This is a genomic window from Desulfopila sp. IMCC35008, assembly GCF_010646885.2.
In the GTDB taxonomy this organism is placed as follows: Bacteria; Desulfobacterota; Desulfobulbia; order Desulfobulbales; family Desulfocapsaceae; genus Desulfopila.
Genome location: NZ_CP050700.1, coordinates 829,835 through 856,654, shown reverse-complemented (window position 1 = coordinate 856,654; position 26,820 = coordinate 829,835). Strand labels below are relative to the sequence as shown.

Sequence of the window (26,820 nt, the reverse complement as noted above, 5' to 3'; positions counted from 1 at the left end):
GCTGTGCCACTGTCAACCCTGGCAATCTTCACAACTCAAAAGGAGAAAATGAGAATGGGAAAGTATTTGAAACTGATAAGCTTTATCCTGGTGGCACTTCCGCTCTGGCTGCCCGGCAACGCCCTGGCAGCCAAAATCAAAGTGGCCGGGATCTACACACAGCCGATCCAGCAGAAATGGGATGCCACTCTGCATAAGGCACTACTGTCGCTTTCAGAGAAAGGCGAAGTTGAGTATGTTTTTTCCGAGAAGGTTTCCAATACCGACTACATCCGTGTACTCCGTGAGTATGCCGAGGCTGGTGTTGCTTTAATCGTCGGTGAGGCCTTCGGCATCTCCCGCGATGTGCGCAAAGTGGCCGATGACTATCCGGAGGTAGCTTTCCTTATGGGTGACTCTTTCGGTCCCCACGGCACAAACATGTCCGTGTTCGATAACTACATCCACGAGCCGTGCTACCTGATGGGTATGATTGCCGGCACCATGACCAAGAGCAACAAGATAGGCATGGTTGGCGGCTACCCGATTGGCGAGGTGAACAGACTGTTCCACGCCTTTATGGCTGGCGCCAAATCGGTCAATCCGGATGTCCAGTTCAAGGTGTCATTCATCGGCTCCTGGTACGATCCCCCAAAGGCCAAGGAGTTCGCCTACGCCCAGGTTGAATCCGGTGTGGATGTCCTGTATGCAGAGCGTGCAGGAGTGGTTGATGCGGCCCGTGAGAAAGGTATTGTTGCGTTTGGAAATGTCAACGACATGAACAAGGAAGAGAATGGTAGCGACGTGGTTGTAGCTTCCGCACTCTGGCATATGGAATCTGCCATCGGCCACGCTGTTGAAAGAGTCAAGGCCGGAACCTTCAAGGCAGAGGATTACCGCGAGTGGACCATGATGGCCAAAGGCGGAGCAAGCCTATCCCCCTACTACGAGTTTGAGGACAAGCTCCCCGCTGAGATCAAGGCCAAGATTGTCGAAACTGCCGAGGCGATCAATGCCGGTTCCTTCACCGTTGAGATTATAGACGAAGAACCCAAATCAACATTCTAATTCTAGCCGATCCGCCGGCTCCCGCAAAGTGGAGACCGGCGGTGATGGGACTCCTGCATGGACCACCACACTCCGCTTCTCAGCCTGCAGAATATTACCAAGTCTTTTGGCTCACTGGTCGCCAATGACGACATTAACCTGGAACTGAACAGTGGCGAAATACTTGCCTTGCTCGGGGAAAACGGAGCGGGTAAAACCACCCTGATGAACATCCTCTTTGGTCATTACGTGGCGGATACAGGGAGCGTTGAATTTGGCGGCAAACCACTGGCTGCCGGCTCCCCTCGGGATGCCTTACGGGCAGGACTTGGGATGGTCCATCAGCATTTTACCCTGGCTGACAACATGTCGGTTCTCGACAACATCACCCTTGGAACCGAGCCGATTTTCTCCTTTCACAGGAAAAAGAACGAGGCGAGGCAAAAAATCAAGCGTCTCGCCGATCAGTACGAGATCGATGTCAACTCAAACTCTATGGTAGGAAACCTCTCTGTGGGGCAGCGCCAGAGGGTGGAGATCCTGAAAGCGCTGTACAGGGATACCAGGGTGCTGATTCTTGACGAACCGACCTCGGTGCTGACGCCCCAGGAGAGCGATCATCTCTTCGCCACCCTCAAGCTTCTGGTAGCTGAAGGTCTCGCGGTCATCTTCATCACCCACAAATTGCGGGAGGTCATGGCGGTCAGCGACCGCTGCGTTGTACTGCGTCACGGCAAAGTCACCTTCCGGTGTGCCACCACAGAAACTACGGCTGAAGAACTTGCCCGGGAAATGGTCGGCGGACAGCTGCCGACGGTCAAGCGCAAGGAGTTAAGTCCGGGGAAGCCCCTCCTGCAGTTCACAAGAATCAGCACGGTCAACCGCAATGGCCAGCAGTTGCTGAGCGACCTCTCACTCACGCTTCGCAGCGGTGAGATCATCGGTATTGCCGGAGTCTCAGGAAACGGCCAGACCCATCTGGCCGATCTGGTCTCCGGGCTGCTTGTCCCATCATCAGGGGAAGTACAGCTGCACGGAGAGACGCTTACCAGGCTCAAACCGCTGTACATGTTGAAAAACGGGGTGGGTCGGATTCCAGAAGACCGCACTTCGACAGGGCTGATTGGTGATATGAGTGTAGTGGAAAATGTTGCCCTTGAAAAATACTGGAAAAAGGAGTTCAGCCGGTTTGGTGTAATCAACCACAACGGTCTTGCCGACCATACCTCCGAGTTGATCGAGGATTACGACATCCGCTGCGGTGGACTCGCTGCTAATGCCCGCACCATGTCCGGGGGGAATATGCAAAAGCTCATACTTGGAAGAGTGATGTCTGAAAACCCACGGGTCATCCTTGCCAACCAGCCCACCTGGGGGCTTGATGTGGGGGCCACAACCTTCGTTCACCAGCAGCTTATCGAGGCCAGCGGAAAAGGAGCCGGTGTTATTGTCATCTCCGAAGATCTCGATGAGCTGTTCACCATTGCCGATGCCATCCAGGTCATGTACCAGGGCAGCCTCTCACCGCCCATCGATCCGGCGCAGACCACGGCTGCCGAGCTGGGCCTGGCCATGAGCGGTCATCGCGACGTGGTCCACTCGCTGCTGCTCAAGGAGGTACAACCATGAGACTGGAACCCCGTGAACAGAGCAGCGTGAAACTCAAGGCGCTGGTGCCGCTCAGTGCGGCTGCGATCGCCCTGCTCTGCTGCTCAGCACTGATCCTCTGGGCCGGGGCCTCACCCGTGGAGGCGTTTCTACTGCTGTTCAAAGGAGCTGTGGGCTCAAAATTCGCCATTTCCGAAACCCTCACCCGGACAATCCCCCTGATCTTCACCGGCCTCGCCGTCGCAGTCGCTTTCAGAGCGAAACTGTGGAACATAGGTGCGGAAGGCCAGCTCTATGCCGGGGCCTGTATCGCCACCTGGCTGGGCACGGGCATGGTGGATTTCCCCACCTGGCTTATGATTCCTTTTCTGTTCCTGGCCGGAGCCCTGGCCGGCGGGCTGCTGCTGCTTGGCCCGGCCCTCTTGAAAACCAGACTTGCGGTGGATGAGGTTGTCACCACTTTGCTCATGAATTTCATCGTCCTGCTCTTCGTCAACTGGTTGGTTTTCGGGCCCTGGAAAGATCCCATGGCCATGGGTTGGCCCCAGGCCGCACCCGTAGTCGATTCTGCTGTTATCGGCAACCTGCTGCCCAAGACCAGGCTGCACTGGGGACTGGTCATAGCGCTGGCAGCGTCTGTTGCCGTCTGGCTGTTGATGAAGTACACCACCTGGGGCTATGAGATCAGGGCCGTAGGTTACAACCAGAAGGCCAGCAACTTCGCCGGTATTCCGGTCAACTCCGTGGTCTTCCGCACCGCCATCATCTCCGGGGGATTGGCGGGCATCACCGGTGTAACGGAACTGTGCGGCCTCAAGGGCTACCTGACCACCGATCTCTCACCAGGATTCGGCTACTCCGGCATCGTGGTGGCCATGCTGGCAGCCTTGCATCCCTTGGGAGTGGTGCTCTCAGCCTTTTTTATTGCTGTGCTGTCGATTGGCGCCGACTCTATGAGCAGGTCGCTGAATATCTCCAATTATATTGCAGATGTAGCCACGGCGGTTTCGCTTCTCGCCGTGCTGTTCAGCATGTTGTTTACCAAATACCGAATCAGGTGGAAATAAAGGTCATGGATATTGTTCAACTCATATTCGAGGCGGGATTCTGGGCCGCAACAATTCGAATGGCGACACCGCTTATCTTCGGCACCCTCGGTGAATTGATCTGTGAACGCGCCGGTGTCCTCAACCTCGGCATCGAAGGGATCATGGCCGCCGGCTGCATGACCGGCTGGATCTGGGTCTATTTCGGAGGAGACCTCTGGACGGGGGTACTGTTCGCCGCCTTCGTGGGAGCGATGTTCGGATTGCTGCATGCCCTGTTCACGGTCCATCTCGGCCTTTCCCAGCATGTGACGGGGCTGGGTATCACCATGCTGGCCACTGCCCTTTCGTCCTTTGCCTTCAGGATGCTTTTGCCGGACATCACCACCCCACCCAAGATCACCCCATTTGAACCGATACAGATCCCTGTCCTCAGCGAAATACCGTTTCTTGGCGAGGTGCTGTTCAGCCAGTCGCCTCTCACCGTCCTGGCCATTGGGGCTGTGGTGGGAGTGGCCTATTTCCTGAGGCGTACCCCGGCGGGACTCGCCCTCTGTATGACCGGCGAGAACCCACTGGCAGTAGAATCTCAGGGGCTGTCGGTCTTTGCCATCAGGACGTTCGCGGTAATGGCCGGCAGCAGCCTCATGGCCGTGGGTGGGGCGTTTTTGACCATGTCGGCTTTCGACGCATTTTACATCGGCATGGTGAACGGTCGGGGCTGGATTTGCATCGCCCTGGTGGTGTTTTCTTCGTGGCATCCAGGTAAAGCACTCCTTGGCACACTCATATTCGCCGCCTTCGACGCCCTGCAGATGCGGGTGCAGCAACAGGCCGGCATAGCTATTCCCTATCAGTTCTACCTGATGATGCCATATGTTGTCTCCATCATCGCCCTCATAGTCATGTCCCGCAGGTCCGCCTATCCCAAGGCCCTGCTGATACCATTCAGGAAAGGTGAACGATAAGGAGGCACTCTATGCTCAATTGCTTAGTCAGAAACGTCTCGTTTCCCGGGAAAGATAAAACCTACGATATCGCCATCCACCAGGGGGTTATCAGGGAAATAGACAGCTCCATCACAGCGGAAGCTGCGAAGGAACTGGATGCTGGTGGCAATCTTGTTGTGCCCCCCTTCGTCGACAGTCACTTTCACCTGGATGCAGCACTTTCACTGGGCCTGCCCAGATTCAACCAAAGCGGCACCCTGCTGGAGGGCATAGAGATCTGGAATGAACTGAAACCAGACCTCAAGGCCGAACAGGTGAAGCAGCGGGCCATGGAGATGCTGCGCTGGTCCATCGCCCGGGGTACGCTGGCCGTACGCACCCATGTCGATGTCACCGACCCCTCACTTCTGGCCCTGGATGTCCTGCTGGAAGTCAAAGATGAGATGAAAAACTGGGTAGACCTCCAACTGGTCGCTTTCCCCCAGGACGGTCTACTGCGGACAAAAGAGGGCAAAGAACTCATGGTGCGGGCCCTCGAAAAAGGTGTGGAGGTGGTTGGTGGCATTCCTCATTTTGAGAGGACAGCGGAAGAAGGTAGAAAATCCATCAGCTGGCTCTGCTCTCTGGCGGAGTCCCACGGTCTGCTGGTGGACATACACTGTGATGAAACAGACGACCCCAATTCAAGGCATATAGAGCATTTGACTTATGAGACCTTACGGATGGGGCTGGGAGAGCGGGTTGCGGCCTCCCACCTCACCTCCATGCACTCCATGGACAATTACTATGTCTCGAAACTGCTGCCGCTCATGGCCGAGAGCAGCATCCAGGCAATCTGCAACCCATTGATAAATATACACCTCCAGGGACGCCACGACACCTATCCCAAGAGAAGGGGACTCACCAGGGTACCCGAGCTACTTAATGCCGGAGTCAATGTGGCTTTCGGCCATGACTGCGTAATGGACCCCTGGTACCCTATGGGCAGCCACGATATGCTGGAAGTGGCACACATGGGCGGCCACTGTTTGCAGATGATGGGGACGGAGCAGATGAACCTGCTGCTTGAGATGGTCACCACCAGGGGAGCGGAAGTGCTCAACCTTGAACGGTATGGCATAGCGGTTGGAAATCCTGCAGATTTTGTGGTACTCCAGGCGAAAAGCGTTATGGACGCATTGCGGCTGCAGCCTGTCCGCCTCTTCGTTTTCCGCAGGGGAGAAGTCGTAGCTTCAACGCCCCCGTCAACCAGCACGCTTAACCTGGGCGGCGAGACGAGCAGCGTCGATTTTCACCTGAAAAGATAAGAGTAAGGGACCCGGCTGGAGCAAAGACTGACACACGCAGGTTATTACGGTCTTATAAGTGACTGCAGGCTGCTCAGCTGCCCTTCTGCCACATCCTGAAGAGAAACGTTGCCAAACCTCTTTACATCCAGCTCGGGGAACCGCTCTTCCATCACCTCAGCAAAGGACATGGATGCGGCCAGCTCTTTCACCTTCATCCAGTAGTCGATCACATCCTCAAGGTACTCCCTCACCTGGAAAGCACGGGAGCCGGCATCATAGATAGTGCAGCGCTCCAAAGGATAGGAGGGTGCCTCGAAATTGGATTCAATGAACTCAGGAGCGAGCAGCGAGTGACAGCGCAGCAGGTCGGTGCCGGTGATCTTGATGGTCACCGGGGTCTCGGCCGTCGGTACAAAAAACCGCCCTTCTATATAGCAGACGTGGGTTCCCTCGTAGTCGGGAAAATGCTTGCGGCACGCCGCATCGGCCTCGATCAGTCTTTCTTCACTCTTGGGGCCGCCGATGGTGAAAAAGAGAATGGAGCCCAGCTCCGTCCCCTGTTTCACTGCCTCTTGGATCATGATCTCCAACCCATGCCGCAGGCTGGTGCCCGTGGCAACCACATCACCGATGATGACCTGGGCCTTCGGCGGAAAGGTTATTTTCTGGTACTCATCTTCTGTAATGTGCCACTGCTCCGAGCCTTCGGTAACCCTGGCCCGCTGGGCCGTCACGAAGGAAGAACTGTGATTGTTCCAGCCGTACGCCTTTGCCAGGGCGCCGCGGAGGCTGAAGTTCAGACCACCCCGGAGGATGTTGAACACCACTGAGCGATGCTCCTCAAGCCCCAACGTTGTCGCCTCCCTGGCCTGGCGCAGAAAGGTCGCACAGGCTCCTTCCAGTTTCTCGGTGTACTCATAACCCATCACTAGAGGGTCGTTGCATATGGCACGTGATTCGGGAGTGGAAAGGACATAGCGGTTCACCGCTGTTTCCACATTGTCTTCTATACGGTAGAGCACCCCGTCAGCATTTCTAGTTAGTTCATTCAGCATAGCAAAAATATTGGCAATAACAGCAAATTTTTATGTTTGTCAGCGTAAATACTCGCTGACATGATCAGGTCGTGGCTGGGACCACCGTACAGCACGGCCAAGACTATACCCGCTCTTTATCGATGTTGCACCCTCTTCCACCTGTTAAAATATACCTGACAGGTTTTGGCGGAGTTTCAAACCACCGCCACAATATACGTTCGCCTCAAAGGGCAGATCGGTATGTCGGTAAGGAAGAAGATGCGGGAGAGGCGATGGGTCCAATACCCAAGTACCTAGAATGGTTTTTTCAATTGGATGAGGATCCTGCATTGTTCATAGCACGCACGTAGCGGTGTACCGTATCTTTTGAGCTCCCTGAATCGACTAATTTCTCTGCCTTAATCTTGGCCGCAGGGTAGTCGTACTCATCCCCACCTCGGATGTCGGGAGAGAAATTCAGGCAGTCTTTAGACCCTAACAACAAACGAGCAGGCTGAGATCGACATTATCCATGAGAGGTTACTGGAACGCACAATATCACATTGGCAGAGACTCGCATTGGCAAGATCAACCATTTAAGAAATCCTGCAAATTAGGACTCTTCCTGTGCAGATCATATACTCAACTCTTCTGCTCCTGCCTCATCGGCTATGATAATAGTACGTCACTGATGGTTTGAGTTTTCACTTTTCTTTGTTAGGCTACGAACAGAAAAAGAGATGAGATGACTCTAAATAGATACTCCATTGTCAAGAAGTGCTGTGACAGATACTACTTTCTTCTATGTTATATCTAATCTTGAATTAACGCGGTAGATTCTTGTCCCACGTTATTTGGGATAATTATAGAAAGTTGGCACTTATCGCAGCTACCCGGTCATTGGGCCATGTTCGATTTCGGGACGCCTTGGAGGCTGAGCAAACTCTATTCAACTATATCGAAGTTTATTTTAACCGCCGCAGGAAGCATTCAACGAACGGATATAAGGCACCAGCTCTTTTTGAGGAAGAGTGGTGGTCTGAGAGGAAAACGGCTTAACTGGGGCTCCACTTTATTGTTGCAAGATCAATAAAGTAGAACTTGCCAACAGGTTTACCCGTGCCGTGGCCGTCGGCAACCCTCATGAATGTACCCAGGCTGAGAAGGAGGAACAGGAAATAGCTGAGTCCTGCAATCGTTTGATTAAGAACTGTATAATTTGCTGGAACTATTTATATCTTTCTCAAAAGCTGGCAAGAACTCAAGACGAAAAGAGCCGGGAAATTCTAATGCAGTTCATTGAAACCCATTCTCCGGTTGCATGGTCGCATATTTACCTGCTTGGTGAATATGATTTCTCTGACGAAAAACTTCGAGATTCTATAGGAGTTCTTCCCCTGAAATCAGCGGTAAATTAGCAACAGAAAAGCAACTCCCTGAAAACTAATAAAATTTCCACAACTCAAGGACTAAACCAAAATCCTGTGGTGGGTTATGTACCTTTGTTTAATGGAATCCGTTGATAGAATGTGAAGACCTTCTATAGGGCAAGATTAGAAGTCTGCATAAAAGAGCGGGATTGCCAGTCCGAGTTGATGCGATATTCCACCGTGAACCAGTCACAAAATTAACATGTCAGCCTTCCAGGACTTCCCGCAATTTCCTTCCCAGGTCTTTCATTGAAAAAGGTTTTTGAATGAAGTGTACGCCTTCGTCCAGCACGCCGTGGTGAGCAATGACGTTTGCGGTGTAGCCGGACATAAACAGACGCTTGAGATGCGGGTAGTGGGAGAGAAGGTTTATGACTAACTCCTGGCCATTCATTTCTGGCATCACAACGTCGGTCATCAACAGGTCGATCCGCCCCTGATATTCATGAGTCAGGCGGATAGCCTCGCCAGGGGTGGCGGCGGCTACCACTCTATATCCCAGACTTTCAAGCATCATGGTGGTCATATCCAAAATTGCCGACTCATCCTCCACAAGGAGAATGCTCTCGTTTCCTCGTTCGGTGGGTGGGCCATCCGCTTTTTCCCCGGTTTCGGCTGATTTTCCACCATACACTGGTAAATAGATCTTAAATGTTGTTCCCTGGTCCGGCTCGCTGTAAACGTTAATGAAACCGTTATTCTGCTTAACTATACCATAAATAGATGCGAGCCCCAGGCCGATACCTTGGCCCTTTTCCTTGGTGGTAAAAAAAGGTTCAAAGATTTGACTCAGAGTTCTTTTGTCCATTCCACAACCGTCGTCGCTAACTCCTAGCATTACGTAGTCTCCAGGTTGAGACTCCAAGTGGTCATGGCAGTAGTCGTTATCAATGCTTTTCGCACCTGTTTCTATGGTGATCTTGCCCACCCCTTCAATGGCGTCTCGAGCGTTGACGCAGAGATTAGCGAGGAGCTGGTCGATCTGTGAGGGGTCGATCTTGATCGTCTGGAGGCTTCTGCCGGGGTGCCAGAGCAGATCGATATCTTCACCAATCAGGCGACGGAGCATATTGAGCATCCCCTCCACTGTGTCGTTTATATTTATGACTTTGGGAGCAATGGTCTGTTTGCGGGCAAAGGCCAGCAGCTGCCGTGTCAGGTCGGCTGAACGTTCACCGGCTTCGTGAATCCTATGCAGGTTGGCATAAATTGGCGAGGCAGGATCTATCTTTTTGAGGGCCAGCTCGGCATAGCCTAGAATTACCCCCAGCATATTATTGAAGTCATGGGCTATGCCACCGGCCAAACGACCTACGGCTTCCATTTTCTGGGCCTGTTGAAGTTGGGCATCGAGGTGTTCACGTTCTTCCTCGGCCTGTCTCAACTGTGTGATGTCCGTAATCATCGACAGCATCACCTGCTGGCCCGAAAGATTGACACTTTCTGCCGACCAGAGAGCGATGATAGCTTTTCCAGACTTGGTCTTGAATCGGATGGGCTCATCTCTGACGCGGCCATCGGAACGAAGCTTGGCAATAATACGGTCGCGTTCTCCAGGATCGTCCCAAATGCCGACCTCCTTGGAAGTTTTCCCGATTTGCTCCTCACGAGTGAATTCGAGCATCTCGATCCATCGATCGTTGACATCGATAAATAAACCGGTATCGATTTCCGACAGAACCAAAGGTGCTGGGCTATACTGAAATGCGGTAGCGAAACGCTTTTCACTCTCCCTCACCACCTCCTCGGACACCTTACGTTCGGTGATATCGTAATTGGTACCAAGCATGCGGAGCGGATTGCCACCCTCATCACGGATCACAACGCCGTTACCCTTCATCCAGCGAACCATTCCGTCCGGGCATTGCACACGGAACTCGATGTCGAACTCTTTCTCGCCGCGCACTGCTGCCATGCAGGCCTCGGCGGATTTCTCTCGGTCGTCGGGATGCAGACAGTTCTGCCAATAATCCAGCCCGTAATGCTGGGGGATTTCAGTGATTCCATACAGGCGAAATATGTGCTCATCCCACATCATTTCATCGGTGACAATATCCCAGGCCCAGGTTCCGATGCCCGCCGACGCCGTTGCCAACGTAAGCCTTTGCTCACTCTCGCGCAATTGTTCCTCGACCAGTTTGCGTTCTGTTATGTCCTGGAAAGATCCAAAGATCTGGTAAACCTTTCCATTCTCATCGTATTGTGGTTGTCCCCTTGAAACGCAATGCCTTATTTCACCGTCAGATCGAATTGCTCGCAGCTCAATTTCATACGGAGTCCCTCTCTTAACGCAGAGCTCAACAGCATCTCTTAAACGCTGCATGTCTCCGTTCGCATAGAAACTCGATTGCTCAGCAAAGGAGGGGGAACCGTCCACGGGATCTCGTCCAAATAAACGAAACAACTCTTCTGACCAGTACGTCCGGTCACTCTGAACATTCCATTCCCAACTGCCAATATTGGCCATTGCTTCAGTTCGTTTGAGCATTTCATGGCTTTTGCACAAGGCCTCGTTAGCGTGTTTACGCTCAGTAATATCAACGAAAATAACCATGCCCCCCACAATCCTGCCATTTTCAAACACAGGGCAGGCGATGGCATTGCAAATATGGTCGTTGCCGTCCTGATCTTTAACTATAAAATCCTCTCTGATGATTGTACCTTTCTTTATCGCCCTAACAAGCGGGAGATCTTCTACCTCATACGGCTCCCCGGTAAGCGTATAGATCTGCCAGTTTTTAAATGCCTCTTTGGGGATTTCAACCAAATCACCCGGTTTACCCCCGCGCATGCCCAATCCTTCAGGGTTCCAATAATATATACTGATGCCTGCATCAGCCAAAACGATACCGACAGGAGCCTGGTCAATCGCGGTTTTCAGAACCAGGGTTTCTCTTTCGGCCATCTTCCGATCGGTTATATCAATGTGAGAGCCAAGCATCCGTACAGGATTGCCTTTATGGTCCTGAATTATTGAGCCCTGGGAAAGAATCCAGCGATAGGAACCATCTTTATGACGGAATCGAAATTCCACCTCATGATTTTTTCTTGATCTGGCTATACTTTCGGTAACCACTGTGATCGTCTGGGCAAGGTCCTCCGGGTGAACACGGGATTTCCATTCTGCAAAATCGTTGCTGATTTCATGGTCCTCATAGCCGATTTGCTGTTTCCACTCCTCGGAATAGTTGACTGTGTTCGCTTTCAGATCCCAATCCCACAACCCGATATTTGCGGCTTTGATCGCCTTCTGCTGCCTTAATTTGGCTTCAAGCAGATTTTCTTTAACCTGTTCTAATTCTTGCACCCTCTTTTCCAGTTCTTCGTAGGTGGGCTTCTTAGGCATGATCGTGACCTTCGACTATTTGCAATGAAAATTTTTAAACATTAGCATTTAATGAGCAGTGTAATCTACATGTATAACAAAGCGATACATTAGTTATCAAAAAGCAGAGCATACTGCCAATGCTTATCTGACAGGGCGAAGTTGTGAGACTATTCGAAGCGGTGTACTTTTCACCTTGTTAGTGTCCCCGTCGGGGATGGTTGAAACCCCTCGCCTTTAGGCGAAGAGAAGATTAAAATTGTCGCTATGCGACGTTACAGACTTGGATCTCATACAAAAACAGACCTGAAGGTGCACATAATTTGGATCCCCAAGTATCGTAAAAAGGTACTGAAGGGTGAAGTTGCTGTGCGTACTCGTGATATCCTCAGGCAAATTGCATATGAACATGAACTCTAAGTGATCTCTGGTAAAGTAGCGAGCGATCATGTTCATATGTTTATAGGGTATCGACCGACCCAGAATATAAGTAAAATCGTTCAATGGTTAAAAGGAATCAGCTCGCGGGTTCTATTGTCTGAATTTACCCACCTAAAAAATCGAGGCTACAACCCATAAGACATGGTCCACGCATGGTTAGGCACCCTGCAAGACACTCATTCAGAACTATTCACTGGACAACAATTTACTGTTGGTCAATTGCACTGTTCAATCAATCAAAGTCGCTGTAGAATTTTCTCAATCGTCCTCGACTCCGACCCCTCAAAATGATTGTTCACGTAGATGTACGGTTCAACATTTCGTGATTGAAGGACCGCCACAATCTCTACCAGACTGCCAATATCCAGGATCCTTAAGCGCAACTACCCTACGCCAATCCTTTCCTTTCTACTCCTCAATATCCCTCTATCAGTAATCGGCCGTCATTAATAGATGCTTTTCCTAAAAACTACTGTTTTTTCTTTATCTCCGCATTCATAAATAGATACAATGGAGAACAATAATTTTCATTTTTTTGATCTAACAATAAACAAACATGAAAGGAGAAACTGAAAATGGGGAAAGGATTATTGAGTCGAACATTGATAGGTACGACACTGATTATTTTTGCTCAACCCGTGTCTGCTGATAACGTTATCAATGATGACCTAATAGTGCAATTTAGCACATGTGTTGGACAGGACTGTGTCGATGGGAAAACTTTGGGACTGCAACTCTTCGTTTAAAAGAGAACAATCTCCGTATAGAATTTAATGACACATCAATTTCCGGGACCAATGTGGATTGGGGAATCAGGGCAAACGATTCTGCTAACGGTGGTGGCAACTATTTTGGTATCACAGAGCTTGTAAGCGGTAATGTTAATTCAGATCCTTTGACTTTTCGTATAGATGCTGGTGCACCAGAGTTGAGCCTGCATATTGATGATCAGGGCAATCTCAACCTTGCGACATCTACGGCCAGAATCATAAATTTGGCAGATCCCGTTAATGATACGGATGCCACGAACCTGCGGACCGTTAATAGTGTCGTGAACTCAAAACTTACTCCAGACTGGTTGTCATCAACAAGTCAGACACAAGCGACATCATCTGGAGTTGGCTCTACAGCAATAGGAGCTGGCGCATCTGCAAAATCGTATGATACCGCAATAGGCTATAAAGCAACAATTACAGCAGATAATAGCACCGCAGTAGGAGCAAACTCACAAATACATTCTGCTAATTCTGTTGCCATAGGAGCGAACTCATATGTGGCGTCTGGAGCAGAGGGCGGAGTAGCCGTTGGAGAGAATGCCAAAGTTTTGAGCGGCGCCACAAACAGTGTTGCCCTCGGAAAAGATTCTATAGCATCAGAACCCAATACTGTGTCTGTTGGATCACCAGGCAACGAGCGAAGAATAACAAATGTTGCTGATGGAGTTAATAGTACTGATGCTGTCAATAAGGGGCAACTAGACGCAGTTTCGTCCCGTGTTAGTGCCAACCGAAAGAATATCAAAATTAACCGTCAGAGAATCGAGGATAATAGTGAAGCGATAAGTGAAAATAGTTCGGAAATCAACCGACTGCAAGGTGAACTTGAAACTGCAAATGCGGGAGTCGCCGCAGCTGCTTCTTTAGTAGTGATGACTCCTTCGGCGCCAGGAAAAACAACTCTCAATCTCGAAAGTGCATCGTACGAAGGAAAATACGGAATTGGTTTTTCCATTGCTCACAGACTAAGCAGTCCTGCTATAGGTGATGATTTCTATCTAAATGCCGGTATTTCGACTTCAAGTGGTAAGACACTGACACGAGTTGGTGGAAGTTGGGAATTTTAAGTTTTAAAGATACTGGCATAAAAGGAAATCATAATGAAAAAAATCATGATACCAACCTTATTACTTGCTTTGCCGTTAGGGACACAGTGTTTTGCAGACCAGGTCATTCCTGACGATTTAATTGTAACCCAATCCGCATGTATTGGGACCAACTGCATTGATGGTGAAGATTTTGGCGAAGCAACATTACTGCTAAAAGGTAATATTCTACAGTTGGAATTTACTGACACAAGCGCTGCTGGCGGCTTTCCGACCAACGACTGGAAAATAATTATTAATGATCCTGATGGTACTGGTACAGACAACTATATTGCAATCGAAGACGCAAATGCTGGGAAACAAGTATTCCGAATTGATTCTGGAGCGCCTGCTGAGAGTCTAGTAATTGGTAGCCAAGGTAACTTATACCTGACTCCATCCGGAACAGGACGCATTACTAATGTTGCCAGTCCAGTAAATCTTACTGATGCTGTTCCCTATAGTTATGTCAAGGGACTTGCAATTGCACCAGCCACAATATCGTGGATTTCAACATCAGGGACAAACCAAGCAAGTGCAAATGGCACTGGATCTACAGCTCTCGGTGAAGGCGCAATTGCACATTCATTTGATACAGCAGTCGGCTATAAATCTACTGTTACAGCAGATAACAGTACCGCTATAGGTGCATATTCAAGGATAGACTCACCTGACAGTGTAGCTGTAGGTGCAAATTCGGCAGTTGCTGCAAATGCTAATGGTGGAACAGCTATAGGCCAGAACTCTACGGTGAAAGCAGGTGCATCCAACAGTGTTGCCCTTGGAAAGGACTCTGTCGCCTCAGAGCCAAATACTGTTTCAGTGGGGTCTCCCGGCAGTGAAAGAAAGATAACCAACGTGGCTGATGGAATAAATGCTACTGATGCGGTTAATCATCATCAACTCGGCCAAGTATCTAGCAGAGTGTCTAGAAATAAGAAGGACATTAAACAAAACCGAACATTTATTGCTGACAATACTGCTGCGATTCAACAGAATAGCGCAAGTATAAATCAACTATACAACGAGATAGAAGATACATTTGCAGGGATTGCTGCTGTCGCAAGTTTAATACCTATGACCCCTTCAGCTCCAGGGAGAACAACAATCAATGTTGGATTGGCAAATTTCGAAGGAGAGTCTGCCATTGGGCTGTCTATAGCACATCGACTGCAAAGTATGCTTTTTAATGATTCGATGTTCCTCAGCTCAGGTTTTTCTTATGCTGGAGATGAGATACTGGCCAGTGTCGGTGTCGGTTGGTCGTTTTAAAGGAATGGACATGCACAGTATAAAAAACATCAACTTGATGGGTAGAATAAAATGCTGAGCAAGGTTAAAGCTGGAAATATTTCTACCAAGAAAAGAAGACAGTATTTTTGACAGTATATTTCCAATATAGGCTTTTTGTATCCCGCTGGAAAAGCGTCTAAGCCTATTACCATACTTGACCCGACAACTCGACCTGGAATCGTCCGATTCCACAAATATAATTCTCTGCATTTCTTGTTCATCTGCAACATTTCATTCACTATAATAAATTATATATTTACAGTTACTTAACCTCCACATATAGGTATGTCGCCTACCCTCCCAGGTAGTTTTCCCCTTTCAAGAATCTGATTCACCTGTCACGGTATTTTTATTCTTTGCAAGCTGTAACTTATAGCACCTGAAATCGTCTATGTACATATATACGATTATTCAGCTATTTCACGATCAGTAACCGGTATCCACCACAGTTAAAGCTTTATCATTTTAGAGGTATGGATATGAAACGGATAGCCCTGGCAATTATCTGTTGCTTGCTTGTTGGACCTCTCAATTCAGTTACTGCACACGCAAAAAAGACCTTCACGTTGGAAAATGATCGTGATTCGGATCAGGGCCACCAATGGAGAAATGGCAACGATTCTGACGATGTTATTGAGGAACATCTCGGGATAACTGTCTACGAAGGCCCATTGACCTGCATCAGGTGCCACAGGGATGAAGCGCAACATGCACTCCACTCTGTGCACATGCAGTGGAACGGGCCTACTCCAGATCTGATAAACACAGATGGGGAAGATCTCGGTAAAGCCAACAGGGGAATCAACACCTTCTGTACCTATGCCATGTCCTCTCGAAATACCTGTTTCTCCTGCCATGTTCGTCTGGATGGCAATGCTCCGGATGATCCAACAGTAGAAGACGTTGACTGCCTGATGTGCCACAGCGATATTTACAGACGCAAACTCCTCCTTGACCCGAATAATACAATTACCGTAACAAACTTTAAAAACGAGGAGGTAACCTATCTCTTTGGTCTTAAAGATGAGGAGGGTAATTATATATCTGAGCCCGATTTCGAGAATATGCCCGCAGGCATTACCATGGCGGAAGTTGCCCAAAATGTCCATATGCCGACTCGATACACCTGTCTCCGTTGCCATGCAGCTGCTGGAGGAGGAGACTGGACCAAACGTGGCGATATGGGTTGGAGTTCTGTAAATCCAAGTGCAGACGAAGACATCCATCTCTCAATTGACGGAGCAGACCTTCACTGTGTGAGTTGCCACGAAGGCAATCACCATAAAATTGGCGGACGCGGTATCGACCTCCGACAAACAGAGGCCGAAAAACCAACCTGTCAAAAATGTCATGAGAATGCTCCCCATAATAACGATGACTATAATCGTCATGCAGCCGGGCAAGTGAGCTGCCAGGTCTGCCACATCCGCCAATTCGGCAAGGGCGGAGAAACAGAAATGTCACGGAATTGGCTGCAGCCAACATGGAACGGTGCCTTCTGTTACGGTCAGGGGGGCTGGGTAGGATTTGAAATCAAGGAGTTAAATGTCTCACCTGAATACGTCTGGTTTGACGGAACATCCTATGTTTACAATGTTGGCGATATAATAGAACCCGGCGATTTCGGTATATACCATATGGCTTACGCAAATGGCCAACCATTTGACGGCCAGTCATCCATCGTCCCTATCAAGAGGCACTACACGAACATCGCCCTGCATGATGACAGCGAACAGATCATCGCTCCTTCAATAATGTGGATGTTCATGACAGGCATATTCGATGAGGCAGTGACCAAGGGTATGCTCGACAAGGGACTCGAAGGCAGTTACAGCATCATCAATGCAGATGCCGAAATGTTGATAACTCACGGAGTCGACCCCCGCGAACATGCTCCACGCTGTCACGAGTGTCATGATAATTCAGGCCATACTCCCGACGGAAGCGGAATGTTGCCGTTTACCGAGCTCGGCTATCATGAACTCCCGGCCAGTGTGTTGGCATGTACACTTTGTCACGAACCTGAGAATATGTCATGGAGGGCAATGCATAAAGAACATAGAGAGGATCTTACCTGTTCAAGCTGCCATACAGGAGAACCTACCGGCTTAAAAACAGATCTGTATACCCTTTGTACCAAGTGCCACGACAATCAGGAATGGGAAGACGATTCCCACCTGGAACACCTTGAAGAAGACATAGCCTGCACAGACTGCCATACGTTCTGACAAAAGATGGTACATAAAGCATCTACAGGAAGCAAAAAGGCCGGGTATTTTCTAGCCAGCCTCTTTGCTTCCTTACTCCCTTTCAGAACGGCAAATCCATACAGGTTTTTGTTAGCTGTTCGGTCCGGCCAGTATCAGTAACGCCTTGCCCCAGGCCGCGAGAGAACTCGCTGATACTTATCAACAAGCTTTATTTCAGCCCTTATTCGAAATTTTCCTGCTCACAAAACTCATTTGTTTTTGTCCGACCTCTCCCCGAACTGGCCAGCGAGTTTTCTGGAAATCATTACCCCCCAAATATCAAAAACCTTGAAAGATTGTCGCATACTATAAGGACCTCGGTCCCTCCACTTCCTACACAGTATTCCGAGTTGTGCGGGCCCGATGGTGTCGTCTTCCTCGGTTGCAACATTGACACGGCCCTCAACGACTGTGTCGACGGGCTGGTACTTGTCGATATAACGATGATTACAGAAAAAAACAGACGTCGATACATAGATGAAATTGTCCTCACGCAAAGGTGACTGGAATCGGATACAGGTCATGGTAATATTTACCAACACAAGGGTAAAAGAAATCGAGGAAGAATATACATGAACATGGTATCTTGCTGGTCACCAAAACCCAGTTCCCTTTTTTGAATACACGCTATGTCTTCCAAACAACTCTCTTTTCACGATTCGATGAATAAACCCCTGGATATCCCTCTTGCCGAACGGGCCCGTCCGGCACAGATAGACGGGATTGTAGGACAGGATAAACTACTGGAACCGGGATCCATACTGGAGTCGATGATCAGCAGCGACGAGTACAGCTCCTTCATACTCTGGGGCCCGCCTGGTACAGGCAAAACGACCATTGCACGCCTCATTGAACAGACCACCGAGCATGCGTTTGCAGCATTGAGTGCAGTTCTCAGTAAAATCGGTGATGTCAAAACCCTGATGGAACAAGCCAGAAAGCGGCTTTACAGCGATAACCGCAAAACCCTGGTGTTTGTCGATGAGATCCACCGCTTCAACAAATCTCAGCAGGATGCCTTTCTCCCTTATGTAGAGTCAGGTGCCATTGTACTTATTGGCGCCACCACAGAAAATCCATCCTTTGAGGTTATCAGCGCCTTACTCTCCCGCTGTCATGTTTTTGTGTTGGAGCAATTAAGCGAAGAGGCAATAAAAAAGATACTGAAGCGTGGACTGGAGGACATCCCGAAAGAGCTGGCAATAGATAACGACAGCCTGCAACTGCTGGCCGAAAAATCCGGAGGCGACGGTCGAAAAGCCCTTAACACACTTGAGATGGTGGCCCGCCAGATGGGTCGAGGGGCAACGATATGCACAGAAAATGTTGAACAGGCGTTGTCTCAGCGTTCCCTCTTTTACGACAAGGGAGGAGAAGAGCATTACAACCTCATCTCCGCTTTCCAGAAATCGATCAGGGGCAGCGATGCCCAGGCCGCACTCTACTGGCTGGCACGAATGCTCGAGTCGGGCGAAGATCCGATGTATATAACACGACGGTTAGTACGTATCGCCACCGAGGACGTCGGACTTGCAGACCCACAGGCAATTACCCAGGCCATAGCGGTAAAGGATGCCGTCCACTTCCTGGGTATGCCGGAAGCCTCCACCGCCCTGACCCAGCTTACCGTCTACCTCGCTACTGCTCCCAAGAGCAACAGTACAGAGATAGCCTACTTCGCCGCCAGGGATGATGCCATGGCAACCGGCCATCACAAGGTACCACTGCACATCCGCAATGCCCCTACCAAGTTGATGAAAGATATGGGGTACGGCAAGGAATATAAATATTCCCATAGTTTTGAAAACAATTACAGCTACCAGAAATATTTCCCGGACACCATGAAGGAGAAAACATACTATACTCCCTCTGCCTTTGGGTTTGAGCGGGAGATCCAGAAGCGCCTCGACTGGTGGAACAAACTCAAACAACAGCAGCAGGATTCCTCAGAAGAGGGTTAATCTCCGTCCCATAAATTATCCTGGGTATACGGACTGCCATCACCAGTCCAGAAGGCGCCAGACACATATCGTCTGTTTCGATTCAACCCGTTGATCTCTTCAACCTCTTCCGGAGTGAGCGTTATCTCAGTCGACTTCAGGTTTGCAGAGATACGTTCGGGTGTCACTGATTTCGGGATAACAGCGGTGCCACGGTGCATCGCCCAACTAATCAAGACCTGCGCCTCTGCAGCACGGTGTTTCCCGGCAATTCTTTTTATAACGGGATCCTGCATCAATATTGGTTCGTCAGGCTGCTTGAGTTGCTGCGGGCGATCGGGTGAGCCAAGTGGGGAATAGGCTGTAAGGTGAATCCCATTGGCCCGACAAAATTCAACCATGCCTGGCTGCTGGAGATACGGGTGCAGTTCAACCTGGTTCATTTCAGGTTGTATATGAGCCTGTTGCGTAAGATCCGAAAGCTTTTTCCTGCTGAAATTACTCACCCCGATATGTTTGCATAATCCCTTCTTGACCAGCTCCTCCATGGCTCGCCATGTTTCGGCGATCGGCAAATCCCCGTAAGCGATAAACTCAGACGGCGCTGAAGCAAACGTGACTCCTTTCTGTAAATGAACCGGCCAGTGAATCAGGAACAGATCGAGATAGTCAAGATGCAAATCATCTAAAGTCTTTTGTAAAGCCGGCTCAACAGACTCAGGATGATGACTATTATTCCACAGTTTTGACGTAACCCACACCTCTTCCCTGTTGGTAACTCCCCGATCAAATGATTCCTGCAGGGCCTTGCCGACCTCGGGTTCATTGCCGTAAATCGGTGCACAATCTATATGCTGATAGCCGCATTGTAACGCTTCCAGAACCGCTTTATAGACCTGACCACCTGGTGATTTCCAGGTACCCAAACCCAAAGCCGGCATCATGTCACCATTGCTGAACTTCAGTCTTTTCATAATGTAGGTCTCCGAAAGAGGAATATAGCAAACCATAGAGATGCAATGCTCTCAATATGGTACCTAAATAATTAAGAAAACTTGTTCAAATTTGAGACACGCTCAAAAATGTACCGCAGCTATTTACAAGATATGCTGCGAATACAACTTGCGTGCAACGATGAAACTGGCCCAATGAGTACCTTTTTCAAGATAGCCTAAAAATTATCTGCTGCACTGCTCCACAAGATACATAATCGATCGATAATGAATACCGGAATGCAGCGACAACCCAATCTCACAGGTCCTGCTATTTGAGTACCCCGAGGTCGCACCCTTTTGCATAACCTCCGGCCGCAACTCCTGCAAAGCCGATTCATTCAGTTCCGGGAAACTGAAACCACGATCACCGGCAAAGCCGCAACATCCAATTTTCTCCGGAACCACAACCTCATCGACACAGGCCTTTGCCAGATCAATTATCTTGGTCTCAAGCCCCATCTTCTTGAGTGAGCAGGTCGGGTGTATCGCCACCGTCTCCGCTCGCTTATGTATGGCGAGATACTGCAAAATGAAATCATGGGCAAATTCCACCGGCTCATACATGGAGAGGCGGGAGTCCATCACTTCTCTCATACGGGCAAGACATGGACTGGTGTCGCAGAGTACCGGGTATTTACCGTTTTGACTGGCTTGAAGCAATACCAGTTCCAGCTCAGCAGCTTTTTCATCCGCCTGGCTGAAGGCCCCCTTGGACTGGAACGGTACGCCACAACAGAGTTGCTCCATTTTTTCCGGATAGATAATGCCATAACCTGCTCTTTGTAGAACGATCTGGGTAATGTCTGTAAGCAATCGCTGTTCAGGATCACCTTGCGCAGGCCCCATTGTTCTCGAGATACAACTAGGGAAATAGACCACGGTCCTGTCCTCCGGCCCGGGCACATTTTCATATTTTCTCTTTGGAGCCCCTTTCGGCATCTCCGGCGTCCATAGCGGCAGTCTGTCACCACTCACATCCCGCGCCTCTTCTGCAAGTCTTTTTAACACCTTGGTTCCAACACCCCGGTGTACCAGATTAACTCCCTGCAGACCGAGACGAACGGCTGATGTGACCTTGCCATAATGATTGGCAACAGTATCGGCAACTTTTTCCCTATAGGTATTCTCCACACGCAGACGGCGCAGTTCCTTGGTTAAATCCGCTGTATTAATCTCCACAGGGCAGGCGGTCTTACACATACCATCCGCGGCACAGGTCTGGTCTCCATGATATTTATACCCTTTCACAAGCTTGTCATGAAGGGGGGCATCTTCAACACCATCATGTAGCCTGGAAATTTCACGCTGTACCGTTATTCGCTGTCGTGGTGAAAGTGTCAGGTTTCTTGACGGACACTCCGGCTCACAAAATCCACATTCTATGCATTTATCTACAAGTGGATGGGTCGAGGCAAGAGGTTTAAGATTTTCAAGATGTGCTTTCGGATTGGCGTTGAGGATAACACCGGGGTTGAGCAAATTCGCCGGATCAAAAATTTCCTTGATCCGCTCCATGAGTTTATAAGCATCCTTACCCCATTCATACTCCACAAAGGGGGCCATATTCCGCCCCGTCCCGTGCTCGGCCTTGAGCGATCCGTCATATTTTTCGACGACCATGTTGCAGACATCCTGCATGAAATTGCCGTAACGGCTCACTTCTTCCTGTGAGCCGAAATCCTGGGTAAAGACAAAGTGCAGATTCCCCTCCAGGGCATGACCAAAAATAATACCGTTGTGATAGTTATATTTGTTCATCATCTGCTGGAGTTCCACCGTAGCCTCAGCCAGATGTTCAATCGGGAAGGCTACATCCTCTATGATCACCGTCGTGCCCGACTCTCTCACCGCGCCAACTGCAGGAAACAGCCCTTTCCTGATGTTCCACAGTTTGGTGTATTCCTCTACCTTGTCGGTAAACTCAAGTGGCCTCTCGAGGGTCAGCCCTGCCAGTGCAGTACTGACAGTCTGAATATTCTCTGCCAGAACCGTACTATTCTCAGCTCTGGTCTCCACCAGAATGGCTGCAGCTTTCGAAGGTAAATCTTTTAACCAGTCCGGCATACCAGATTTATTCTCCACAGAACGAAGTGCTGCCCGGTCCATCAGTTCAACAGCTGCCACCGGTTGGGAACGCAGTATCTCTGTGGCAATGCAGGCGTCTTTAATTGCCGGAAACACAATCAGGCTGCTCGCCTTGTCGGCATACTCTTCAACAGTGTGATAGGTGATCTCCGAAATAAAACCAAGCGTGCCTTCTGAACCGATCATCAGATGCATCAGAATATCGATAGGGTCCTCATAATCGATCAGGCTGTTTAAACTATACCCAGTGGTGTTCTTGATTTTAAATTTATCCCTGATGCGTTCAGACAGTTCCCCGTTCGCCTTCACCTCTTTTGATAGTTGATCAATCGCCTCGTAAATATCCGATCGACTTTCCCGAAACCGAGACCGACTGCTCTCATCCGAGGTGTCGAGAACAGTACCGTCCTGAAAGACAATACGCATCGAAGCAACCGTCTTATAGCTGTTCTGTGATGTGCCACAACACATACCGCTGGCGTTATTGGCAGCAATTCCACCAATCATCGCCGCGTTTATAGAGGCAGGGTCGGGACCGATTTTTTTCCCATATGGAGCAAGGCAGCTATTGGCATGTTTGCCTATAACACCAGGTTGCAGCCTTATCTTGTTACCATCATCAAGGATGTTTCTTTCCTGCCATTGGGCACCAGCCACAATCAATACTGAATCTGAAATAGCCTGCCCCGAAAGGCTGGTCCCAGCTGCTCTGAATGTAACGGGAACCCTGCACTCATCGGCCACTTGCAATAACAGGGCAACTTCCTCTTCATTTTCCGCTTTTACAACTACCTGAGGAACCAGACGGTAAAAGGAGGCATCGGTCCCATAAGCAAGTGTCCTGAGCGGGTCGGTGATTATCCGGCTCTTATCGACACTTAACTCAATTTTGCGGATAAAGTATTGATAAACCCCTGAGAGATGACTGCGATCAGAATCTGTTTTCATGGTGAAGCTTCTCCTGTGATGGTGAATACACTATGACTTCAAGATGTTGGAGTGCAGAGAACACAATAACCACTTTGTCGTAGGTTGCTTATAAATGAGATAACAAGAGTACTTGAAGAATCAGCCGTCATTATAGCACAGATATTTTGCACCTGAAAAATTGTAAAAAAGGTGGCATAATTTTCTTGAGAATCTTTCACAAAAAACCACACAACATTCCTAACAATTTCATACACCTCTACCAGGTAGATCCTTTGATGCCATTTCCCCCTCCCATTTTCCCCTTGTATCTCTTGAAAATATCGGTAACCTGATAAGTAATGCTACTCAAAAAAGCAGATAGGCAAGAACGTGGTAACAGGTAATTAAACTGCAACAAAGAGGTATTATGGAAAAAAGAAGGCATCCACGGATCGACTCTCTGGGACTGGCAATTGATGTATCGGACGGCCTCGGTTTTTTTTCCGGTTCAATCAATAATCTCTCCCGTTTTGGTTTATGCATGAACGACCTGCCAGCCAAACTCGACCAGAAGGCCAAACGACTTTCGATAGTCGTTTCCGGCCATGGTAAAAATTTTAAAATGGTAGGTAGACCCCGCTGGACTGAAGCAGGTAAATACAAGAAAAACGTCGGAGTGGAAATAGTCAATGCCCCATGGGGGTGGACAGAGTTTGTGATGTCCATGGAACCGAAAGAAACTGACCCCTGGGCCGCCGAAATTCACATGTAGCACGTTCCCTCACCAGAAGATCAGGTGACAAGATTAACGAGTGGTCTGATTTGCGAGGGAAATTATCCGAACACCTATACATTTACCCCGACAATCGGGGACAATTATTCATATCTTCTCAATCCTCCTCCAGGCTCCCCGGATAGTTTATCGGGGAGCCGCTTTTTTTTGGGCTAGGGAACTCTTCTCTGCATTCTGTTTGCCAATAGAATCTCTTCATGCTAACGTGCCGTAAAAACAAACCTCCCAACATCATTTATACATTTACGCATGAACACTATTTACGAGAAAATCACCTATATTTTCGACCCCCTTCACCATCAGTGGGAACACGAAAAAATGCACCGGAAGATCTCTGTTGGTCTGGTAATCTTCTTTATTTTAAGCCTGGTAGCCATCGAGGCAAAACGCCAGGGAATGCTAAACTCTGCTGCATTTGGTTTTGTACCTACAAATCACTTTTATGCCATCTCTTCGGCATTTACGGTTGTCCTGATTCTTGAAGTCATCAGTCTTGTTTTTACCTTGCCCTGTTCCTTTTCCCGCTCAGTGGGAAAACAGTTTGAGATCCTTTCCCTGATCCTGATGCGTAATGCTTTCAAGGAACTCTCAAAAATGCCTGAGCCCATAACCTTTGAGGGAAGCAAGGAGACCGTGCTGTACATCCTGTCAGACGGATTCGGGGCCCTGATGATCTTTGCCCTCCTTGGATATTATTACATAATTCAGACCAAGGCCTCCGACGACTCCTACAGGCCCACAGATCTCTACGCCTTTGTAGCTGCGAAAAAAGGAATTGCCCTGCTCCTGCTGGGTCTGTTTGGTTATATGGGGATAAGCAGCGCAGTATTGACAGTTGTCGGACATGAGCATACTGATTTCCTGCATCAGTTTTACACGGTACTCATCCTGACTGACATTCTGGTGGTGCTCATCTCCCAATGCTTTCAGCCCTCCTTCTATTCAGTGTTCAGGAACTCCGGCTTTGCCCTCTCAACTCTGATAATCCGTATTGCCCTTGCAGCTCCCCCGTACTACAATGTCCTGCTTGGGTTGACAGCTGCACTCTTTGCCATACTCCTCACCAAAGTGAGTAGTTCTCTGTTCCACAGAAAAGTAAAATAGACTCTTTCTTGTTTTGGATATCTGGGAGAATACACTAAAAAGAAATTATACCCATCGGCCGGCAATATCGGCTAAACATTGACCACATCTGCCATTTTGCAGATTGTTGGCCAGGATGGAAAAACCATGCCGTTCAATAAGGGTAGTGCCGCATACATAGCAGATGGTATCCTCCCTGCCGCTCCCGGGTATATTCCCCGCATATACATACCTGAGACCGGCTTCCAGACCGATATCTCTGGCGAGATCCAGCGTGGAAAGCGGGGTAGACGGTACTGTGGTCAATTTATAGCTTGGATGAAAGGCAGTCACATGCCAGGGGATATCCGGGCTGATTGAAACAAGGAACCTGCTCAGGTCACGCAACTCAGCCTTACTGTCGTTAAGACCTGGAATAAGCAGGGTTGTCACTTCAACCCAGACTCCCAACTGCATATACAATTCGATAGAATCCAGTACGGGCTGCAGTCGGGCACCACAAATCTTCTTGTAGAAATCATCGCTGAACGCTTTGCAGTCTATATTGATACCAAAAGTCAGCGGGGCGAGACGACGAACGGCAGCTTCACTCATATACCCATTTGAAACAAAAATGTTCCGCACCCCTTCGGCCAGGGCAAGTTCAGCACAGTCCACTGCAAATTCATAAAATACAGTAGGTTCAACATAGGTGTAGCTAATTGTCTTGCAACCGGATTGCACGGCACCATCAACTATATCCTGCGGGCTATACATCTTGCAGAGATGGGTGGGATCAGCGTCTTTTTCTACTTGGGAAATTGACGCATTCTGACAATGCAGACACCTGAAGTTACAGCCTCTCGTTGACAAAGAAAAAGTACGTGTGCCGGGAAGGAGGTGAAACAACGGCTTTTTCTCTACAGGGTCGACATTTTCAGCCACGATCTGCCCGTAAACCATGGAATATAACTCGCCTCCACGGTTTATTCGCACCCGGCACCTTCCCCTCTGCCCATCACGTAACACACAGGAATGGTTACACAAATTGCAATAAACTCGTCCGTCATGATAACTGTACAGTTCAGCTTTATGCATTATGTATAAGAAAAAAGTATGAAGTGGTATTGATTATTCCCTCATGACACAGGACTGTTCGAAGAGCAAATGAAAGAAACTATTTGAGAATATTGGCAACTCTATGCGCGGCATTCCTCATATACCTGGAGAGTAATGGATCTTTCCTGATATTGCCAGAACCGGGCATAACAGGTGCCCATCGGATCTTCCAAGACTTCTCGGGAAGTTCAAGTTTACCTGTAGAACGCCCACCCGAAATAACGATTTCTTCCATATGCCACTTTTTCATAATCCCCTCTCCACGTCTAATGGGTCCAGCGCGAAAAAGTTACACGGACAATCACCCTTTCCAATAAAATGATATCACAAAAAGGAAAGTACAGTCAAACCGGATTAACAAAAAGTATCTCTTCTGTCTGTTT

Annotated in this window: 18 protein-coding genes and 4 pseudogenes; 16 read left to right on the top strand and 6 right to left on the bottom strand. The window is 49.0% G+C overall.

Translation table 11 applies throughout. The features are described 5' to 3' along the window. Positions 1 to 48: 48 nt before the first annotated feature. From GA520_RS03835 to GA520_RS03815, 5 genes are read left to right on the top strand one after another with little or no spacing between them, the layout of a single operon-like run. On the top strand, positions 49 to 1,047 hold the full coding sequence (locus tag GA520_RS03835) for a BMP family protein (protein ID WP_163338203.1): 999 nt from the start codon (positions 49 to 51) through the stop codon (positions 1,045 to 1,047). Positions 1,048 to 1,104: 57 nt separating this feature from the next. Further along, positions 1,105 to 2,655, top strand: coding sequence for an ABC transporter ATP-binding protein (locus GA520_RS03830; protein WP_163338005.1), 1,551 nt, complete (start codon positions 1,105 to 1,107; stop codon positions 2,653 to 2,655). Next, entirely contained in the window at positions 2,652 to 3,701 is a 1,050-nt protein-coding gene (locus GA520_RS03825) for an ABC transporter permease (RefSeq protein WP_163338006.1), read from the top strand. The genes GA520_RS03830 and GA520_RS03825 overlap by 4 nt, the downstream gene beginning before the upstream one ends. A 5-nt stretch (positions 3,702 to 3,706) precedes the next feature. Continuing rightward, complete coding sequence (locus tag GA520_RS03820) at positions 3,707 to 4,648, top strand: ABC transporter permease (protein WP_163338204.1); 942 nt, start codon at positions 3,707 to 3,709, stop codon at positions 4,646 to 4,648. 11 nt (positions 4,649 to 4,659) lie between these two features. Continuing rightward, the gene (locus GA520_RS03815) at positions 4,660 to 5,937 is read left to right on the top strand and encodes a cytosine deaminase (protein ID WP_163338007.1); all 1,278 of its coding nucleotides are present in this window, start codon (positions 4,660 to 4,662) and stop codon (positions 5,935 to 5,937) included. A 44-nt stretch (positions 5,938 to 5,981) separates the two neighbouring features. Here GA520_RS03815 and GA520_RS03810 read toward each other — a convergent pair whose 3' ends face one another. Beyond that, entirely contained in the window at positions 5,982 to 6,974 is a 993-nt protein-coding gene (locus GA520_RS03810) for a hypothetical protein (protein WP_163338008.1), read from the bottom strand. Positions 6,975 to 7,775: 801 nt separating this feature from the next. Between GA520_RS03810 and GA520_RS27060 the strand changes: the two genes are divergently transcribed. Together GA520_RS27060 and GA520_RS27055 are read left to right on the top strand one after the other, a co-directional pair. After that, entirely contained in the window at positions 7,776 to 7,994 is a 219-nt protein-coding gene (locus GA520_RS27060; RefSeq protein ID WP_370362742.1) for an IS3 family transposase, read from the top strand. Positions 7,995 to 8,059: 65 nt separating this feature from the next. Continuing rightward, the gene (locus GA520_RS27055) at positions 8,060 to 8,353 is read left to right on the top strand and encodes a Tn3 family transposase (protein ID WP_163338009.1); all 294 of its coding nucleotides are present in this window, start codon (positions 8,060 to 8,062) and stop codon (positions 8,351 to 8,353) included. A 217-nt stretch (positions 8,354 to 8,570) separates the two neighbouring features. On the opposite strand, the gene GA520_RS03800 is transcribed toward GA520_RS27055, so the two are convergent. After that, a complete protein-coding gene (locus GA520_RS03800; protein ID WP_163338010.1) occupies positions 8,571 to 11,711 on the bottom strand; it encodes a PAS domain-containing protein in 3,141 nt (1,046 codons plus the stop codon). A gap of 246 nt (positions 11,712 to 11,957) precedes the next feature. Between GA520_RS03800 and tnpA the strand changes: the two are divergent. The 7 genes and pseudogenes from tnpA to GA520_RS03780 all read left to right on the top strand — a co-directional run bounded on the left by tnpA (position 11,958) and on the right by GA520_RS03780 (position 19,495). Further along, positions 11,958 to 12,269: pseudogene (tnpA, locus tag GA520_RS27050) on the top strand (IS200/IS605 family transposase). Positions 12,270 to 12,819: 550 nt separating this feature from the next. Continuing rightward, a pseudogene (locus tag GA520_RS27045) lies at positions 12,820 to 13,332 on the top strand (hypothetical protein); the annotation flags it as partial. Between the two features lie 132 nt (positions 13,333 to 13,464). Beyond that, positions 13,465 to 13,593: pseudogene (locus GA520_RS27040) on the top strand (hypothetical protein); the annotation flags it as partial. A gap of 3 nt (positions 13,594 to 13,596) precedes the next feature. After that, positions 13,597 to 13,974: pseudogene (locus tag GA520_RS27035) on the top strand (YadA C-terminal domain-containing protein); the annotation flags it as partial. Between the two features lie 33 nt (positions 13,975 to 14,007). After that, positions 14,008 to 15,264, top strand: coding sequence for a YadA C-terminal domain-containing protein (locus GA520_RS03790; protein WP_163338014.1), 1,257 nt, complete (start codon positions 14,008 to 14,010; stop codon positions 15,262 to 15,264). Positions 15,265 to 15,764: 500 nt separating this feature from the next. Continuing rightward, positions 15,765 to 17,513: a cytochrome c3 family protein gene (locus GA520_RS03785; RefSeq protein WP_163338015.1), complete on the top strand. Its 1,749-nt coding sequence runs from the start codon at positions 15,765 to 15,767 to the stop codon at positions 17,511 to 17,513. A gap of 650 nt (positions 17,514 to 18,163) precedes the next feature. After that, positions 18,164 to 19,495: a replication-associated recombination protein A gene (locus GA520_RS03780; RefSeq protein WP_163338016.1), complete on the top strand. Its 1,332-nt coding sequence runs from the start codon at positions 18,164 to 18,166 to the stop codon at positions 19,493 to 19,495. Here the strand turns inward: GA520_RS03780 and GA520_RS03775 are convergent. After that, positions 19,492 to 20,448, bottom strand: coding sequence for an aldo/keto reductase (locus GA520_RS03775; protein WP_163338017.1), 957 nt, complete (start codon positions 20,446 to 20,448; stop codon positions 19,492 to 19,494). The two genes, GA520_RS03780 and GA520_RS03775, sit on opposite strands and share 4 nt — an antisense overlap. A 204-nt stretch (positions 20,449 to 20,652) precedes the next feature. Beyond that, a complete protein-coding gene (locus tag GA520_RS03770) occupies positions 20,653 to 23,502 on the bottom strand; it encodes an FAD-binding and (Fe-S)-binding domain-containing protein (protein WP_163338018.1) in 2,850 nt (949 codons plus the stop codon). A 388-nt stretch (positions 23,503 to 23,890) separates the two neighbouring features. Here GA520_RS03770 and GA520_RS03765 point away from each other — a divergent pair, with 388 nt between their 5' ends. Together GA520_RS03765 and GA520_RS03760 are read left to right on the top strand one after the other, a co-directional pair. Beyond that, positions 23,891 to 24,235, top strand: a complete 345-nt coding sequence (locus GA520_RS03765) for a PilZ domain-containing protein (protein ID WP_163338019.1) — start codon at positions 23,891 to 23,893, stop codon at positions 24,233 to 24,235. 270 nt (positions 24,236 to 24,505) lie between these two features. Further along, the gene (locus tag GA520_RS03760) at positions 24,506 to 25,360 is read left to right on the top strand and encodes a hypothetical protein (RefSeq protein WP_163338020.1); all 855 of its coding nucleotides are present in this window, start codon (positions 24,506 to 24,508) and stop codon (positions 25,358 to 25,360) included. A 45-nt stretch (positions 25,361 to 25,405) separates the two neighbouring features. Here GA520_RS03760 and amrS read toward each other — a convergent pair whose 3' ends face one another. Together amrS and GA520_RS03750 are read right to left on the bottom strand one after the other, a co-directional pair. Continuing rightward, on the bottom strand, positions 25,406 to 26,416 hold the full coding sequence (gene amrS / locus GA520_RS03755; RefSeq protein WP_163338021.1) for an AmmeMemoRadiSam system radical SAM enzyme: 1,011 nt from the start codon (positions 26,414 to 26,416) through the stop codon (positions 25,406 to 25,408). A gap of 79 nt (positions 26,417 to 26,495) precedes the next feature. Beyond that, positions 26,496 to 26,687, bottom strand: a complete 192-nt coding sequence (locus GA520_RS03750; RefSeq protein ID WP_163338022.1) for a hypothetical protein — start codon at positions 26,685 to 26,687, stop codon at positions 26,496 to 26,498. Between the last annotated feature and the right edge of the window lie 133 nt (positions 26,688 to 26,820).